The organism is Hyphococcus lacteus, from assembly GCF_041058985.1.
In the GTDB taxonomy this organism is placed as follows: Bacteria; Pseudomonadota; Alphaproteobacteria; order Caulobacterales; family Parvularculaceae; genus Hyphococcus; species Hyphococcus lacteus.
Window position 1 is genome coordinate 2,326,897 of sequence record NZ_JBEHZE010000001.1, and the last position, 15,058, is coordinate 2,341,954.

The following is a 15,058-nucleotide window of genomic DNA, read 5'->3' on the forward strand; positions in this document are numbered from 1 at the left end:
CGGTAACCACGCGAAAAAATTTCATCCTAAGGGAGGTGTTTGGTACACGCGTTCTTCATATACGGGTACTGCTTAACGTTAATGACAAGCTATTGTTAAGCAACCTGCAATGCAGGATACAAAAAAGAAACATCAGCCGCCAAAGGCTGATGGATTATTGAATTTCACCGAACTTTCGGTGAGGGCTACTGAATTTTCGGGGCTGTGGAAAGAAGCGGGCGCGTGGGGTAGAACGCAAGTTCACCGAATCAGGGCCATCTGCTTGTATGAGCTCCACACAAGACCACCAGTCGATTGATGAATTAATGCCCATTATGGCGCTGCCGACTATGGGCATGCCTGCGTCTGGCCGTAAATGGCAACTGCGCGAGGCGGATATGCGCGCAGCGGTGACCATTGCCCAGCAATGCGGCCTTGATCCTGTGCTCTCCCGTATTCTTGTGGCGCGCGGCGTCAATGCGGACCAGGTAGAGCGATATCTTGCACCGAGCCTGCGCAATGAATTGCCAGACCCATTTGTTCTAAAGGACATGGACCGCGCGACCGAGCGATTGATGACGGCGGTCACGAAAGGTGAGACGGTTGGTATATTCGGCGATTACGATGTAGACGGAACAACAGCATCATCAATTTTGCGGCTTTATTTCGATGAAATCGGTGCGTCTTCTTTGGTTTATCTTCCTGACCGTATTAGCGAGGGTTATGGCCCGTCGGTTGAGGCATTCAAGCAATTAAAAACGGATGGCGCCGATTTGATTGTCACCGTTGATTGCGGTGCGACTGCACATGAACCAATCGAACAAGCCGCCCATGACGGTGTCGATATTGTTGTATTCGATCATCATTTGATGAATGGCCCGCCGCCCGATGGTGCCAGCGCGGTTGTTAATCCCAACCGCCCAGACGACATTTCGGGTCTAGGTAATCTTTCGGCTGCTGGTGTAGCGTTCATGGCTGTGGTGGCACTTAACCGGGCATTGCGTGAGGGCGGCTATTTCAAAGACCGGCAAGAACCGAAGCTGTTGCGATTTCTCGATCTCACGGCGTTGGGGCTTGTTTGTGATGTAATGGAAATCACCGGGCTTACGCGGGTGTTGGTCGCGCAGGGGCTAAAGGTTTTGGGCGGTGACGGTAATCCGGGGCTTTTAGCATTGGGAAAACAGGCAGGCATGAAAGGCCCGCCGAGCACCTATCATATGGGGTTCTTGATCGGACCACGGATCAATGCTGCAGGGCGTATTGGCCATGCGCGATTGGCCTATGAGTTAATGACCACGGCGGATCCGGTGCGCCGTGGTCAGCTCGCAGAGCGCCTTCATCTTATGAATGCGGAACGTCAGGAAATTGAAGCTGACGTACAGGCGCAGGCGCAGAGGGATATCGAAATCAATCAGCGCCATGCGGACGATGTTATCGTTACAGCGGGTGAGGGATGGCACCCCGGCGTTATAGGTATCGTTGCGGGGCGACTGAAGGAAATTTACGACCGGCCTGTCATCGTCATCGGAATTGATGGTGATGTGGGTAAGGGCTCTGGCCGGTCCATCACCGGTGTCGATCTTGGTGCGGCGATTGGTGCCGCCCGTGAGGGGGCGCTGTTGGTGGCTGGTGGCGGCCATTCTATGGCCGCAGGGCTGACCATTGATCGCGAAAAAATTGGCGCGTTCCGGCGGTATCTTACTGAAAAGCTTTCAGCGTCGGTTGAGCTTGCGCGGGCCAATCGCACCTTGTCACTTGATGCGGTTATTGGGCCGAGTGCCGTTACGAAAACATTCGCCGATATGACAGCGACCGCTGGTCCTTATGGTCCCGGTAATCCCGAGCCAACATTTGCGCTGACAAATATGCGTGCGAAATTCACCAAGGTTGTCGGTAAGGGGCATCTTTCCGTGACGCTCGAAAGCGAGACAGGCGACCAAGTGCGTGGTATCGCTTTTCGCGCTGAGGGTGAGCCATTAGGGGCAATTCTGACCTCTGGTCAGCGGTTTCACGTGGCCGGTAAGATTCGCGCCGACGACTGGCGCGGGGGCGATTCGGGCCAAATTCAGATCAGTGACGCCGCGCCAGCGGTGTAGTCTTGCGTTTAAAGCGAAGATTTCCGAAAAAATCGCGCTTAAGGGCTAAATGGGCTTGCATGGACCAAAGCTGCCTCCTATACAGCGCTTCCGTCGCCACAGCGGCAGCTTGTGTGGGCCCTTCGTCTATCGGTTAGGACGTCAGGTTTTCAACCTGAAAAGAGGGGTTCGATTCCCCTAGGGCCTACCACTAGCCATATAAAACAATGCCTTAGCAGCCTGTTTGTCACTTTCCGGTTTTGTTCCGCCCTTTTTAAAGACAAGTTCGGTCAAGTCGACGAGATGTTCTTAGTCGCGTGTCTTAATGTATTTTTTCATTATGAATAAAGCTTCTGGGCTGCTGTCTCGTCATGCCTATCATTTTATTAATTGCGAACGGAGCTTATGCCGTTCGCGGGGTTTCGCTGTTGTTTTTAAATTCGATCCAAGCGATGCAGCTGATCAAATAAGAATACGAACTGTTTACGACGAGGGAGTTTTCTTGAGGTAACGGAATTATCAGTTCATTCCCAAGCAAAACTCAATATTATCACTCGAGAGCTAAACGAACGCCTTAGAAAAACATTAGGCTTCGCAACACTGATATAGAACTGTTTCCCTTATTTCAGAGCGTATTTGGTCAAGATTGTATTGGGTAAAATATGGAGAGTTTGGTTGCTTTAACGATGATCTCTGTTGCGTTGCTCGGGTCTCCAGGGCCTGTACCGATCGCCTTGGCTGGGGCAGGAGCTAGTTTTGGTGTACGCAAGGGAATTCCATTCCTGGTCGGCATACTTTTTGGGCTGTCCTTTGTCGTCATAGCTTCAGTTGCTGGGATCACCGCGTTGATTTCAAAAAGCGAAATCATAGCAAATATCCTTCTCATCTTTTCTATTTCATACCTTGGCTACGTTGCTTGGAAAATCGCGAACTCACCGATTGATTCGACCACTGAAAAAACTCGCATTCCGACTGTCCGAGATGGGTTTATCCTGAATCTGACGAATCCCAAGGCCTACGCAGCAATTACTGCGATCCTGAGTTCGTTTTCATTGTCTATCGAGCCGCTCAGTCTCGCACTCGTGACAACAGGCGGTGTTATTTTGGCTGTCGCACTGTTTGTTGATGCATTCTGGTTGATTGCCGGAAGCGCTCTATCGCCGTTCTTTTCGAGTGCGAGATTTGGACGTCCACTAAGGATTTTATTTGCTGTTACAATGATTACTGTGGTGGCGTTTAGTGTCTGGAGTACAATGAATTAACTTGAGTTGCGTCGCCCTTTTAGCCCGCCATAGAAAGCGCTCATTGGCCGATAGAATACATATCGGTCAGCACGCATTTAAACCAAATGATGCGCTTCGATTTCGGTGAGGAGGGATTTGAATTCAAGTACAATAAAAAATGTACGTCGGTGGATGAGAAAATTAGAATCGTAAGAGTTTACGGTGTCTTTCTTTCGATGCGGCCGCCGGAAGAAACGCTGCAATATTGCGTTTAGGTGGCGTGGTGCTGTGTGACGTTTTTTGCCGCTATAGCTCGGACAGCTAGGGAATATGCGGGTGCTTTCGGTAGTGTTTCTCAAATAAGCCATTGAATCCGTTATCAATGGCGGAACCCCGAGAGCCTACCAAATCTCCCAAATTTCCGATCAAAAACACAGCCGCTAGCCGGAAATCCTAATATTTTGCCTAATATTTTGATTGTGTGCTTTTCCCACTCCATCGTTGATTTTGGTGCAATTTTGACGTCTATTAATCATAGTTAATAGCGTTAGACCGGAGGGGTAAGGTCCATGAGGGGATTTCTCGCAGTTGCAGTTGTCATCGTAATGGCATTTGCGCCGCTATCATCGGCATTTGCCGCCAAGGTTTCAAAAGACGAAATCGAGCAAAAACTCTCAACGCAGGGTTATGCAGTGCAGGATATGGGGCCGAACACATTGTTTGTTCGTGTCGCAAATTATGATGTGCGCATTGATATCCAGGGACCGGACGGTGACATCTCTTACCGCGCTTGGTTGTTCGAAGTAGATGGCAAAAACGTCAGCTATAAAGTGTTGAACCAATTCAATAATGATGTGAAATTTGGCCGCGTTTATATCGACCAAGATGGCGATGTCACATTGCAGATGGATCGAAACGGTGCGGGCGGTGCATCAATAGAAAACATCGAATCAGATTTCGATGTGTTTTTGATGCTCATCAATTCTTTCATGGATCATCTTGAGTCGCAGGTAATTGCGTAGGCAATTCGTCTGAGTGCGCTCTATTTTGACCATCTTTGCAGTAATGTTATCTAATCACCACAACTGCACCGGGAAAAAGCTGTAATCACATACTAAAATAGTGCATTTTTTGCGTGAAGGGCTTAGCCTTTTTCTGAGACTGCACTATAGTTAACCATAATAACAAAGTGGCTTAGGGCGCGACGGGGGTACCAAGAGCACATGGACGAGCGGTTCGACGTATCGCGTGATGACGAAAACACGCCTGACACAGAAGAGCACTTTACCATTAAGGGCGTGGTGAAGTGGTTTGATCCGACTAAAGGATATGGGTTCATCATTACCGATGTAACCGATAGCGATATTCTTATTCATTCCTCGTGCTTAAAAGAAGCAGGCATGACAACCGCGCGCGAAGGTTCCACCGTGGAATGTGAAGTTGTGCGGCGCGCAAAGGGTTTGCAGGCGTCGAAAGTCATCACCATTGATGAATCAACGGCCGCTGCGGTGCCAGTGATGGCAGCAATGCCAACGCAAACTCCAGCCGGTGATTTTGTACGTGCCACGGTAAAATGGTTTAATCGTGCAAAAGGATATGGGTTTTTGACCTGTGGCGATGACGCCGAAGATATATTTGTTCACATGGAAACATTGCGGCGTTATGGAATGGGTGAGCTTGTTCAAGGGGCGCGCGTTCAGGTTTCTTACGCGGCCGGCTCCAAGGGGCTGCTTGCAATAGAAGTAAAGCCGGACCCCGAAAACTGAACGGGAATTTGTCGGCTTTTGTCTTGAGGGTTGGCAAACATGCGTATCATCCGTAATCTGATTATTCTCAATGTTGTTTTGGCGTTGTTCATCACAACGGGCTGTGCACGTAGTGATCGGGTTGGTGCGACCGGCGGTGGCCGCGATCAGCTTGTGATCGAAACCGCAGCGGGTGAACACCAATTTTATGTGGAACTGGCCGATGACAATGAAGAGCGCCGAACCGGCTTGATGTACCGAACCGACATGCCGGCGGATGCGGGAATGCTGTTTGATTTTGAAGAGGTCCAACCGATTTCAATGTGGATGAAGAACACGCTCATTCCGCTCGATATGGCTTTTATCGACGAGAAGGGTGTGATTCGCCGAATCGCCCCCATGACAACGCCGCGCTCGCTAGAAAGCGTCTCTTCGGGGGTGCCGGTGCTGTCGGTTCTTGAGGTAAATGGCGGGACCTTTGAAAAGCTCGGAATTAAGGCTGGCGACGCGGTGCGACATCCTCTTTTCAACAATTAGCTATTTAGGTCTTTACAAGAGCGCCAAGATGAACCATGTCACTCGCTCGCAATCGCATGCGGGGCGTAGCGCAGCCTGGTAGCGCATCTGGTTTGGGACCAGAGGGTCGCAAGTTCGAATCTTGCCGCCCCGACCATGCGAAAAGCGGTTTCCATGAAATTTCAGGCATAATCACGCGCCCAATTAGCGTGCGTGTCATCGCTGTGAAACGCTTTTTCGTCTCAGTTTTCTGGCGTGGTTTGCGCTTGATATGCGCCATGGGCCCGTGTAAGTGCTTGGTTTCGCGCCATGCTAAGGGATTAAAGGCAGAGCGTGAGGGATAGTTGGAACTTCTCGTCCGGGGGCTTGGCTTTCGGACCCCAGATAAAGCGGGATAGGCGTCATGTTCGCACGCATCTTTAAGCCGGCGAAAACCGCCATGCAGTCTGGCAGGGCGAAAACCACACAATGGGTTCTGGAATTCGAAGCCGCGACCGCGCGCCGAATTGATCCTTTGATGGGGTGGACCAGCGCCGACGAAACGGCATCGGGTCAGGTTCGTTTGAAATTCGACAGCCAAGAAGAGGCTGTTGCCTATGCTGAGCGAAACAAACTGCCGTTCCGGATTGATGCGCCGCGCGTACAAATCCCTAATCCAAAAGCGTATTCAGACAATTTTGCCTTCCAACGCCGCAAACCTTGGACCCATTAAGGACGGCAAGAATTGGCCCCGTAGCTCAGCTGGATAGAGCACCGGCCTTCTAAGCCGATGGTCGCAGGTTCGAATCCTGCCGGGGTCGCCATTTATCGAATAAGGCGCTATCAGATTAAATAATGGCTCCGTAGCTCAACTGGATAGAGCATCGGCCTTCGAAGCCGAGGGTTGTAGGTTCGAATCCTACCGGGGTCGCCATTTCTATAGATCGTTTAAGCGCCTTTTGGGCAGAAGAAGCTATTTTCACGTTTGACAAGTACTGCTTTAGAAATTTATTTCTGTAAATTATTAAGCAATACTGGATCAGCGTATACGAATTTATGGGAAAGGTCCCAATAGATGATTGCGTGGATGATAACTGATCGCCAAAGAAAAATAACTATCTCTTCTGCATGAACACCTGATTCTTTTATTGCACGATGTTTTATTTTAATGCCTGGACCGAGATCATGAAGTTGGCCATTACTACAATAAGAAAAACCTTCATCAACTAATTGACTCAAACCCAACCACCTATGTTTTATGACGGCACTTTTATCCGGTGGTTTTTTGTTGATCCAATAGGAAATACATTTTACGATTTTAGTCATTACACGTTCTAGCTTATCGCTATCGATAGTAAGTAAGCTTTGAGCTAGTGTCGTATTGGTTAATCCGCGTAGGCTATTTTTTAGCATTTGCTCGGATGCTTTCGAGGCAGGTCTCACATCCTTCATAAATTTTTCAAAAGCTCGCGCTCTACTTCGTTGGTCTCTTAAGTTACGTCCTTTTTCGGGTTGCATTCCCCGTAAAGCTCTATCCCAAATGCCTGTTGCTGCTTCATCATTGGGATCGCAAATACAAGCGAGTTTTCGAAAGACATACTCTTCATCTCCAGAAAATGAACCATTGCAATCTTCGTGGCTTGGAACGGTCCAGCGCTGAACCGTTTCAGGCGTTGAATCTGGATACCATGCAAAAGGGATCACATGTTCCTTGCTTTTAGGAGCTTTCGCATGGAGCTGTGTATTTTCAATTTTTTTTAAGCAGAGTGCACAAAACATCGAAAAATTATGATGCGCTGGCGCACATCTAATCCAATTCCGGCAACGCAACTTCATCGACGCCTTCGCTGGCGGCGGCGAGTTCGAGCGGGATGGTGACCGCTTTACGGCTGGGTTGAAGGGTTAGCTCCAGGGTTTTGAACCCAGCTTTTGCGATGCGCGCTTTGCGTTGTTCGTTGATCTTGATGGTGCAGGGGGTTTCGCATTCGCCGTAATCATAAAGCGTCAACAGCGCCCCTTGGGGGGCGGAGTTGATGGTCAGCGTTTCACCGGGGCCGGTCAGATTGCCAAGGTCAATGGTCTGACAGCCGCTAAGCGTTAGAACCGCAATGGTACTTACCAAAACACGCATATCTCACCCCTATTTATTTGCACCGGTCATCGCGATAAAGGCCCGTTCCAGATCGTCCTTCAGATCGTCCACATCTTCAAGCCCCGCATGAAAACGGAACAGTGGGCCTTCTTCGTCCCATGTGGTCGCCGTGCGATTGGGCCGTGGGTCAGAGTGAATCGCAAGGCTTTCAAAGCCGCCCCATGAAAAACCAATGCCAATCAGCTTGAGCGCGTTAAAGAATGCTTTGATCGCGGGGAGTGGCGTTGGCTTAAGCACCACCGCAAACAGGCCGGAAGCGCCAGTGAAATCGCGTTTCCAGACTGCATGACCTGGGCATGATTTCTGGGTCGGATAGACGATGCGTTCGACCTCCGGGCGCTTTTTCAGATATTTGATCAACTCGGCTGCGTTTTCCTGGTGGCGCTCCATCCGCGCGGATAGCGTGCGCAATCCGCGAAGCGCGAGATAGGCATCATCGGCAGAGACGTTGGAACCAATCTGAAGCAGCGCAAAATAAATTTTTCGTGCAGTTTGTTCGTCTGCGGAACATAACGTGCCCACCAGACAATCAGCATGGCCCACCAGATATTTCGTGGCCGCTTGAACCGATACATCAGCACCGAGCGCAATAGGCTTATAAAAATAGCCCGCGCCCCATGTGTTATCGACAACCAACTTTGCTCCGCCCGCATGGGCCACAGCCGCAAGCATGGGTAGGTCTTGAACCTCGAATGTCAAAGAGCCGGGCGATTCAGCGAAAACGACTTTGGTGTTTGGGCGCATCAACGACTTCATGGTCGCTTCATCTGCAATCGGATCGTAATAGGTGGTTTCGACCCCAAAGCGCTTAAGGAAGTTATCACAGAATTTGCGCGTCGGGTCGTAGGCAGAGTCAGTCATCAACACATGATCGCCTGCGCTAACAAAAGCGAGGATCGACGCGATACAGGCCTGAAGGCCCGATGGTGCGAGGCGCGTCTCAAATCCGCCTTCCAGCGTATTGACGGCCTCCTCAAAGGCGCGGTGTGAGGACGTGCCAAGCCGGCCATAGGTGATGTTTTTTGCGCCCTCAAGATAATCATCATAGGTTGGAAAGAGATATGTCGAAGCGCGCTCCACCGGCATATTGACGGGGTGTGCGGGCCGATGGTGCGGGCGGCCCGCGATGGTCAGTTTTGTCTTGTCTTTCATAAGAATAATTCTGCGCTTTTGTTTGTGAAGGGACTTAGTTTGTTTTGGGCGCGAGGCGTTCGACGAAGCCTTTGCGGCGGTCGATAACGTGAAAGCCGAACTTTTGATAAAGCGGTAGCGCCGCCGGGTGATCGAGCGTGCAGGTTTCAAGCTTTAGGCGCTCTGGCCCGCGTGACCACGCTAGATCGAGAATATTGGTGATGAAATATCGCCCAAGCCCCATACCGGTGAAATCAGGCGCGAGGCCAAAGAATTTCAACTCGTGTGATTTTTGATCGCGCGCATCAATCTCTGCGAGACCGGCCGGTGCGCCACCCACATAAAGGACGTAAAAATAGACATCATCATCGTGAAGGATCGTCGTGAGGTCTTCGTCGCTCATGGTGACACGGCTGACCCAGTTAAATGGCGCACCTACGAGGTCATAAAGATAGCGATAGAAATGAACTGGGGTCTTTTCAACGCGCATCAACGCAGTCTTGCGGCGCGGGCCAAAGCTCGGTGCCGGGGGCATATTTAGCGAAGGGCGTTCGGTCTGTTCCAGATAGGTGATCGTCACCGCAATCTGATTGCTGCTCAGCGGGTTAATCGACAACTGGGAATAATTGCTCGTCATTCTTTTCGTCTCCCCATTCGGCCCATGATCCGTCATAGACCGCATGGTTATTCGCACCGATAATTTCTAATGCAAGAGACAATATAGCAGCCGCGACGCCTGATCCACAGCTTGTAATGACGCGGGCGCTGGGGTCTACGCCCAGATCTAAAAAGAGGTCGCGCAATTCGGCTGGCGATTTCATCTGGCCGGAGGCCCCATCGACCACACTCGACGATGGCAAATTCACTGCGCCGGGCATGTGGCCTGAACGAAGGCCGGGGCGCGGTTCTGGCGCGCGTGCCGCGAAACGATCGGCGGGGCGGGCATCAACCACGGACATCTTGGCCGCCAGCGCGTCGCGGACATCATGGGCAAAGGCATAGCGCGACGGGGTGGCCGACGGTTTGTATTCCGCTGGCGAAACAATGGTTACATCATCCGTTACCGGATTATTCTCGCGCTTCCACTTTGGCAGGCCGCCATCAAGCACCGCAACGTTTTTATGGCCCATGGCCCGAAGGCTCCACCACACGCGTGCGGCTGAAAACATACCTGCCTCGTCATAGACGACAATGTGGTCGGTTTCGCTTAGGCCAAGTGCGCCAACTTGCTCGGCGAATTGGCCGGGCGGCGGCAGCATATGGGTTAGCGAAGTTTCTTGGTAGGCGATTTTGTCAATATCAAAAAACACTGCACCCGGAATATGTTCCTGGTGGTAGTGTTCAATGGCATCACCATTACCGGGCATGCGCCAAGACCCGTCGATGATTTTGAACCGATCCCGGTTGGCCGCTAAGTCGTCAGTTGAGATCAGCGGTCCAAAATCGGTCATGTGTATCCTCGAAGGTTAGCTAAGCCATGGTGGCGCGGGAAGGTCTTTTTCTCGCAGGAATTCGGGGTTGTAAAGCTTTGACGCATATCGGTGGCCATAATCGCATAGAATAGTCACAATGGTATGGCCGGGCCCGAGTTCGCGGGCCAGTTGTTTTGCGCCAGCAATGTTGATGCCCGAAGAGCCGCCAAGGCAGAGACCTTCTTCGGTCACAAGGCGGAACAACGTTTCTAGCATTTCGGAATCGTGGATGCGGAATGCATCGTCGATTGGCGCGCCTTCGAGATTGGCGGTGACGCGGCCCTGCCCAATGCCCTCGGTGATCGATCCGCCCTCGCTCGTTAAGGCACCCGATTTGTACCAATCATGGATTTTTGAACCACCGGGATCACTCACGGCAATTTTGATGTCTTTGTTGCGATCTTTGAGCGCCGTGGCCACGCCGGCCAAGGTTCCGCCAGTGCCAACCGCGCAGGTAAAGCCATCGACCTTGCCGCCGGTTTGCTCCCAAATCTCTGGGCCGGTGGTTGCAATATGGAAATCGCGATTGGCGACATTATCGAACTGGTTCGCCCAGATTGCACCATGCGGTTCTGCGGCGGCGAGTTTCTCAGCCAAACGGCGGGAATAATGGACATAGTTATTGGGGTTGTCGTAGGGGACAGCATCAACTTCAACCAGCTCGGCACCATGAAGCCGCAGGGCGATTTTCTTTTCTTCGCTCTGGGTGCGGGGGATCACGATTTGGGTGCGATAGCCGAGGGCCGCCCCCACCATGGCAAGGCCTATGCCGGTATTGCCCGCAGTGCCTTCGACAATGACGCCGCCGGGTTTCAATGCACCGGATTTTTCGGCGTCGCGTATAATGCCCAAGGCCGCGCGGTCTTTGACCGATTGGCCGGGATTTAGAAATTCGGCTTTGCCGTAAATCTCACAGCCGGTTTCTTCTGATGCGCGTTTTAGACGGATCAGCGGCGTTCCGCCGATTAGGTCAATGAGGGACTGGCTGGTGGTCATGTTACGCGTCTCCGGACAGGATTGCGGCCAATTTGGCCATCATAGCAAAAAAACGGCACCATGCCCGCATCTGGTCAGGGATTGAATTCAAAAATTCTAACAACGCATAGAGATATCATGCGGTTGCGGGTTTATTTTGGGGCACGCTCCTCCGTGCAGAGAGGAATTATCCCTTGGATTTGTCTATTTCTTTGGCTTCGTTCCAAAGCGTTTCCATGGCGTCGAGACTGGCATCATTGAGGTTTTTGCCGTCTTCATTCATGCGCGCTTCGATATGGCTGAAACGTCTGATGAATTTTTGATTGGCACCGCGCAACGCTGCTTCGGGGTCGATATCAAGATGTCGTGAAAGGTTCGCGAGCACGAAAAGTAGGTCACCAAATTCTTCTTCGATGTGGGATTTATCGTCCGATTGCATCGCCTCGTTTAATTCTTCGGTTTCTTCGGCAATTTTGTCGAGAACGTCGCGGGCATTGTCCCAATCAAACCCCACACGCGCTGCGCGCTTTTGTAGTTTAACCGCGCGGGTGAGGCCCGGAAGACCGGCAGGAACATCAGCGAGAAGACCATCTTTGCCTTTGACGGCACGTTCCTTGGCCTTTTGTTTTTCCCATGCGTCGGTCTGTTCTTCTGCCGTGCGCATGGTCTCGTCGCCGAAGACATGTGGGTGTCGGCGGATCATTTTTTGGGTGATTGCGTCGGCGACATCGCCAAAGGTGAAAAGACCTTTTTCACGCGCCATCTGGGCGTGGAACACCGATTGGAACAACAAGTCACCCAGCTCTTCTTTGAGGCCGGCCATATCATCGCGCGCAATGGCGTCCGCGACCTCATAGGCTTCTTCGATGGTATAGGGTGCGATCGTTTCAAAATCCTGTTCGATATCCCATGGACAGCCATTTTTGGGGTCGCGCAGGGCGGTCATCACATTTAGCAAGCCCTCTATTTTTTTTGCGTCGGCATCGGATTTGGACATGAAGATCCTCAATTTGCGGGAGATATGCGATGGCGTGGTCAAATCTGCTGTTTGAGGCTGGCATAATAGGTATTCCCCCCAGAGGCTACTATTTGGGGCGTTGTTTTGGCTTGCCGCTTGATTTTGCTGTCGCTCTCCGCCATTCAACCGACCATAAGCCTTATAAATTGGCGCATCGAGAAGGAACGAGAGAAATGCCTATTCAGGAAGCTAAGCTGATCTGGCGAAACGGCAAGATGATCCCTTGGGCGGAAGCGACCACCCATGTATTGACCCACGGTCTGCATTACGGAACATCAGTGTTCGAGGGCATGCGTGCCTATAACACCAAAGATAAAGGTGTGTGCGTGTTCCGTAACCGGGAACACATCGAGCGTTTTCATTTCTCTGCGCGTGTATATCAGATCGGCATGAAATATTCCGTCGAAGAGCTGATGCAGGTTTGCCGCGACGTTGTGCGCGAGAACGGCCTCGACAGCGCTTATATTCGTCCGGTGGCATATCTCGGCTATGGCGAGATGGGTCCAGCATCAAAGGCAGCACCATCTGATATAGCGGTGGCTGCATTCCCTTGGGGTGCTTATCTCGGCGAAGAAGGCCTAAAGGAGGGTATCGACGTTGCGGTATCGAGCTGGCGTCGTTTTGCGCCGGGTACGGTGCCGGCGGGTGTTAAAGCGGGCGGCAATTACTTGTCGAGCCGTTTGGTTTCTATGGAAGCCAAAGACCGTGGTTTTGCCGAAGGCATAGGTCTTGCCCATGATGGTACTGTCAGCGAAGGCGCAGGCGAGAACTTGTTCCTTGTCATGAAGAACAAAATCATCACGCCGCCAGCTTCGGCCTCCATCCTTTCGGGCATCACGCGGGAAACTGTTATGACGCTTGCGAAAAAAGCTGGCTATGAAGTTATCGAACAGACAATCGCACGCGAGAGTATGTATGCGGCAGACGAGATGTTTCTTACGGGGACAGCCGCAGAGATCACGCCAGTGCGTTCGGTAGATAAATTGACCGTCGGCAGCGGTGATCGTCCGGTTACGTCAAAACTTCAGGAAATGTTCTTTGGTTTGTTTACAGGCGAGACCAAAGACGAATGGGGCTGGCTCGACCCGGTCGCATAAAATATAATCATATCAATAAAAAAGCGGGTCCGATTGACCCGCTTTTTTTGTGTTTCTCGCGAGGCTTATTCGCCAGCGCGCTTGCGCAGTTTTAGCGTATCATCAATCACATGAAAGATATAATTCTGTTCGACGACGCCGCTAAATAGATAGGCGCCAGGACCAGACGCGTAGATTGTTACATCCTGTCCACCATGGGACTCGCTATAGCTCGGCACTAAAGCGGGCTGTAGAAAATCATGGTCGGCGACTTCTTCGGCGCTTAGCTCTGGACGACCATCGGTGAGGTCGGGATTTTTGCTGAACACAGATCCGGGGCCGTTGGCATAGGCGAGGGTTGTGTATGGCTTACCGTCTAACCCTTTCAGCGGTTCGAGATCGCCATCATCGTTCCGTTGTGCCGCGAGGCCAAGAATGTCGTTCCCCTTAGCAGGGTAGCCAGCGAAGCTAAGTGTGTGACCGTGGTCTGCGGTTGCGATGATCAACGTATCGTCTTTGTTGGTCATGGCGCGCGCCGCAGCAATCGCTTGTGAAAACTCTTGCGCATCGCGAAGGGCGCGCGCGGCATTGCCGCCATGATGGGCATGGTCCACACGGCCAGCCTCAATCACGAGCACATAACCATTTTCTTTGCGCGATAGAATATCGATAGCTTTGCGCGTCATTTTTTCGAGTGATGGCTCGCCATTGTCATCTTCGGGGCGGTCTAATTCATATTCCATGTGAGAGCGTTCAAACAGGCCCAGGATTTTAGGATCAGTAGACGGATCAATATTGTCGAATTGTTTTTCGTTCCATATGAAAACATGGGAGTTTGACTTGGTCATCCACTCGGCCGCTAAGTTACGGCCATCTTTGCGCATGCCGAATTTGCCTTCGTCCTCGGGGTCTTTGAAATCGGTCGGCAGAAAGTTTGACCGTCCGCCACCAAGTGCGATGTCTACGCCGTCACCATATTCGAAATCGATGAGTTGGCTCGCAATATCACGGCATCCCATTTCAAATGCGCCTTCAGGCAAATTGGCGTCACTTTCCCAATTACGATCTGGTGAATGTGCATAGGTCGCTGCCGGTGTCGCGTGGGTCAGGCGCGCCGTCGATACGACGCCAGTTGCCATGCCGGCGCGTTCTGCAAGCTCAACTAATGTTGGCGCGTGCGCGTTCAGGCTGGATGCGCAATCACTGCGTTCGGCGGTATTATCGAGAGAGATGATGCCGCCCTTGGTTTTGTACCCGGTGGCCATCGCTGACATGGTTCCCGCTGAATCCGGCGTTTGGAGATCAGTGTTGTAGGTTTTCGACATGGCTAGATTGGGAAACCGTTCAAATGATAGCAGGTTTTCTTCGCCTTCTTCGCCGCGCGATTGCCCGTCATATATGCGTGCGGCGGCAACGGTAGTTGGGTCCATGCCGTCGGCTATAAACAGGATGACGTTCTTTGCCCGTGATTTATTGGGCTTTACCGTTTTGCGTTGCGCAAGTGTATCCTGAGCGCCATCATACCAATAATCGCCGGTCTTGGGCGCTGGATTATTGGTGTTTGAGCTAAGAATGGTTGATTGCGTGCAAGCCCCTAGGCTGGCCGTGCACAAAAGTAGGGCGGCATATCTAAGCATTAGCGCATTTCCTTACGGCTTCTATTTAGCTGCTTTATAAATTGGTTTCGGATTACAAAACCATGACAATATCATGATAA

At 51.6% G+C, this 15,058-nt stretch carries 15 protein-coding genes, 4 tRNA genes and 1 pseudogene; 12 read left to right on the plus strand and 8 right to left on the minus strand.

Annotation, left to right across the window (positions count from 1 at the left end; genetic code table 11):
* Positions 1-266: 266 nt before the first annotated feature.
* From recJ to ABFZ84_RS11090, 11 genes and pseudogenes are all read left to right on the plus strand, one after another.
* Complete coding sequence (gene recJ / locus ABFZ84_RS11045; protein ID WP_369314074.1) at positions 267-2,075, plus strand: single-stranded-DNA-specific exonuclease RecJ; 1,809 nt, start codon at positions 267-269, stop codon at positions 2,073-2,075.
* Positions 2,076-2,190: 115 nt separating this feature from the next.
* Positions 2,191-2,265, plus strand: a tRNA-Glu gene (locus ABFZ84_RS11050).
* A 251-nt stretch (positions 2,266-2,516) separates the two neighbouring features.
* A pseudogene (locus tag ABFZ84_RS14780) lies at positions 2,517-2,663 on the plus strand (IS30 family transposase); the annotation flags it as partial.
* A 53-nt stretch (positions 2,664-2,716) separates the two neighbouring features.
* Positions 2,717-3,316, plus strand: a complete 600-nt coding sequence (locus ABFZ84_RS11055; RefSeq protein WP_369314075.1) for a LysE family translocator — start codon at positions 2,717-2,719, stop codon at positions 3,314-3,316.
* Between the two features lie 530 nt (positions 3,317-3,846).
* Positions 3,847-4,299 carry a YbjN domain-containing protein gene (locus ABFZ84_RS11060; protein WP_369314076.1) on the plus strand — a complete coding sequence of 151 codons (453 nt, stop codon included), beginning with the start codon at positions 3,847-3,849 and terminating at the stop codon, positions 4,297-4,299.
* A 201-nt stretch (positions 4,300-4,500) separates the two neighbouring features.
* Positions 4,501-5,043, plus strand: coding sequence for a cold-shock protein (locus tag ABFZ84_RS11065; protein WP_369314077.1), 543 nt, complete (start codon positions 4,501-4,503; stop codon positions 5,041-5,043).
* Between the two features lie 39 nt (positions 5,044-5,082).
* Entirely contained in the window at positions 5,083-5,559 is a 477-nt protein-coding gene (locus ABFZ84_RS11070; protein WP_369314078.1) for a DUF192 domain-containing protein, read from the plus strand.
* Positions 5,560-5,618: 59 nt separating this feature from the next.
* Positions 5,619-5,695 (plus strand) — tRNA-Pro (locus ABFZ84_RS11075).
* A gap of 246 nt (positions 5,696-5,941) precedes the next feature.
* Positions 5,942-6,250 carry an ETC complex I subunit gene (locus ABFZ84_RS11080; RefSeq protein WP_369314079.1) on the plus strand — a complete coding sequence of 103 codons (309 nt, stop codon included), beginning with the start codon at positions 5,942-5,944 and terminating at the stop codon, positions 6,248-6,250.
* A 14-nt stretch (positions 6,251-6,264) separates the two neighbouring features.
* Positions 6,265-6,341, plus strand: a tRNA-Arg gene (locus tag ABFZ84_RS11085).
* A gap of 33 nt (positions 6,342-6,374) precedes the next feature.
* Positions 6,375-6,451, plus strand: a tRNA-Arg gene (locus tag ABFZ84_RS11090).
* 74 nt (positions 6,452-6,525) lie between these two features.
* Here the strand turns inward: ABFZ84_RS11090 and ABFZ84_RS11095 are convergent.
* From ABFZ84_RS11095 to mazG, 7 genes are all read right to left on the minus strand, one after another.
* Positions 6,526-7,353 (minus strand): hypothetical protein, encoded by an 828-nt coding sequence (locus ABFZ84_RS11095; protein WP_369314080.1) that lies wholly within the window; start codon positions 7,351-7,353, stop codon positions 6,526-6,528.
* Positions 7,325-7,648: a PEGA domain-containing protein gene (locus ABFZ84_RS11100; protein WP_369314081.1), complete on the minus strand. Its 324-nt coding sequence runs from the start codon at positions 7,646-7,648 to the stop codon at positions 7,325-7,327. Before ABFZ84_RS11100 ends, ABFZ84_RS11095 begins: the two co-directional genes overlap by 29 nt.
* A 9-nt stretch (positions 7,649-7,657) precedes the next feature.
* Positions 7,658-8,821, minus strand: coding sequence for a cystathionine beta-lyase (metC, locus tag ABFZ84_RS11105; RefSeq protein ID WP_369314082.1), 1,164 nt, complete (start codon positions 8,819-8,821; stop codon positions 7,658-7,660).
* 34 nt (positions 8,822-8,855) lie between these two features.
* Entirely contained in the window at positions 8,856-9,437 is a 582-nt protein-coding gene (locus ABFZ84_RS11110) for a GNAT family N-acetyltransferase (RefSeq protein WP_369314083.1), read from the minus strand.
* Complete coding sequence (locus tag ABFZ84_RS11115; RefSeq protein ID WP_369314084.1) at positions 9,406-10,251, minus strand: sulfurtransferase; 846 nt, start codon at positions 10,249-10,251, stop codon at positions 9,406-9,408. Before ABFZ84_RS11115 ends, ABFZ84_RS11110 begins: the two co-directional genes overlap by 32 nt.
* 15 nt (positions 10,252-10,266) lie before the next feature.
* Positions 10,267-11,268, minus strand: coding sequence for a cysteine synthase A (locus ABFZ84_RS11120; protein WP_369314085.1), 1,002 nt, complete (start codon positions 11,266-11,268; stop codon positions 10,267-10,269).
* 166 nt (positions 11,269-11,434) lie between these two features.
* Positions 11,435-12,244 carry a nucleoside triphosphate pyrophosphohydrolase gene (gene mazG / locus ABFZ84_RS11125; RefSeq protein ID WP_369314086.1) on the minus strand — a complete coding sequence of 270 codons (810 nt, stop codon included), beginning with the start codon at positions 12,242-12,244 and terminating at the stop codon, positions 11,435-11,437.
* Positions 12,245-12,438: 194 nt separating this feature from the next.
* Here mazG and ABFZ84_RS11130 point away from each other — a divergent pair, with 194 nt between their 5' ends.
* Complete coding sequence (locus ABFZ84_RS11130; protein ID WP_369314087.1) at positions 12,439-13,362, plus strand: branched-chain amino acid transaminase; 924 nt, start codon at positions 12,439-12,441, stop codon at positions 13,360-13,362.
* Between the two features lie 65 nt (positions 13,363-13,427).
* On the opposite strand, the gene ABFZ84_RS11135 is transcribed toward ABFZ84_RS11130, so the two are convergent.
* Positions 13,428-14,978, minus strand: a complete 1,551-nt coding sequence (locus tag ABFZ84_RS11135; protein WP_369314088.1) for an alkaline phosphatase — start codon at positions 14,976-14,978, stop codon at positions 13,428-13,430.
* Positions 14,979-15,058 lie beyond the last annotated feature (80 nt).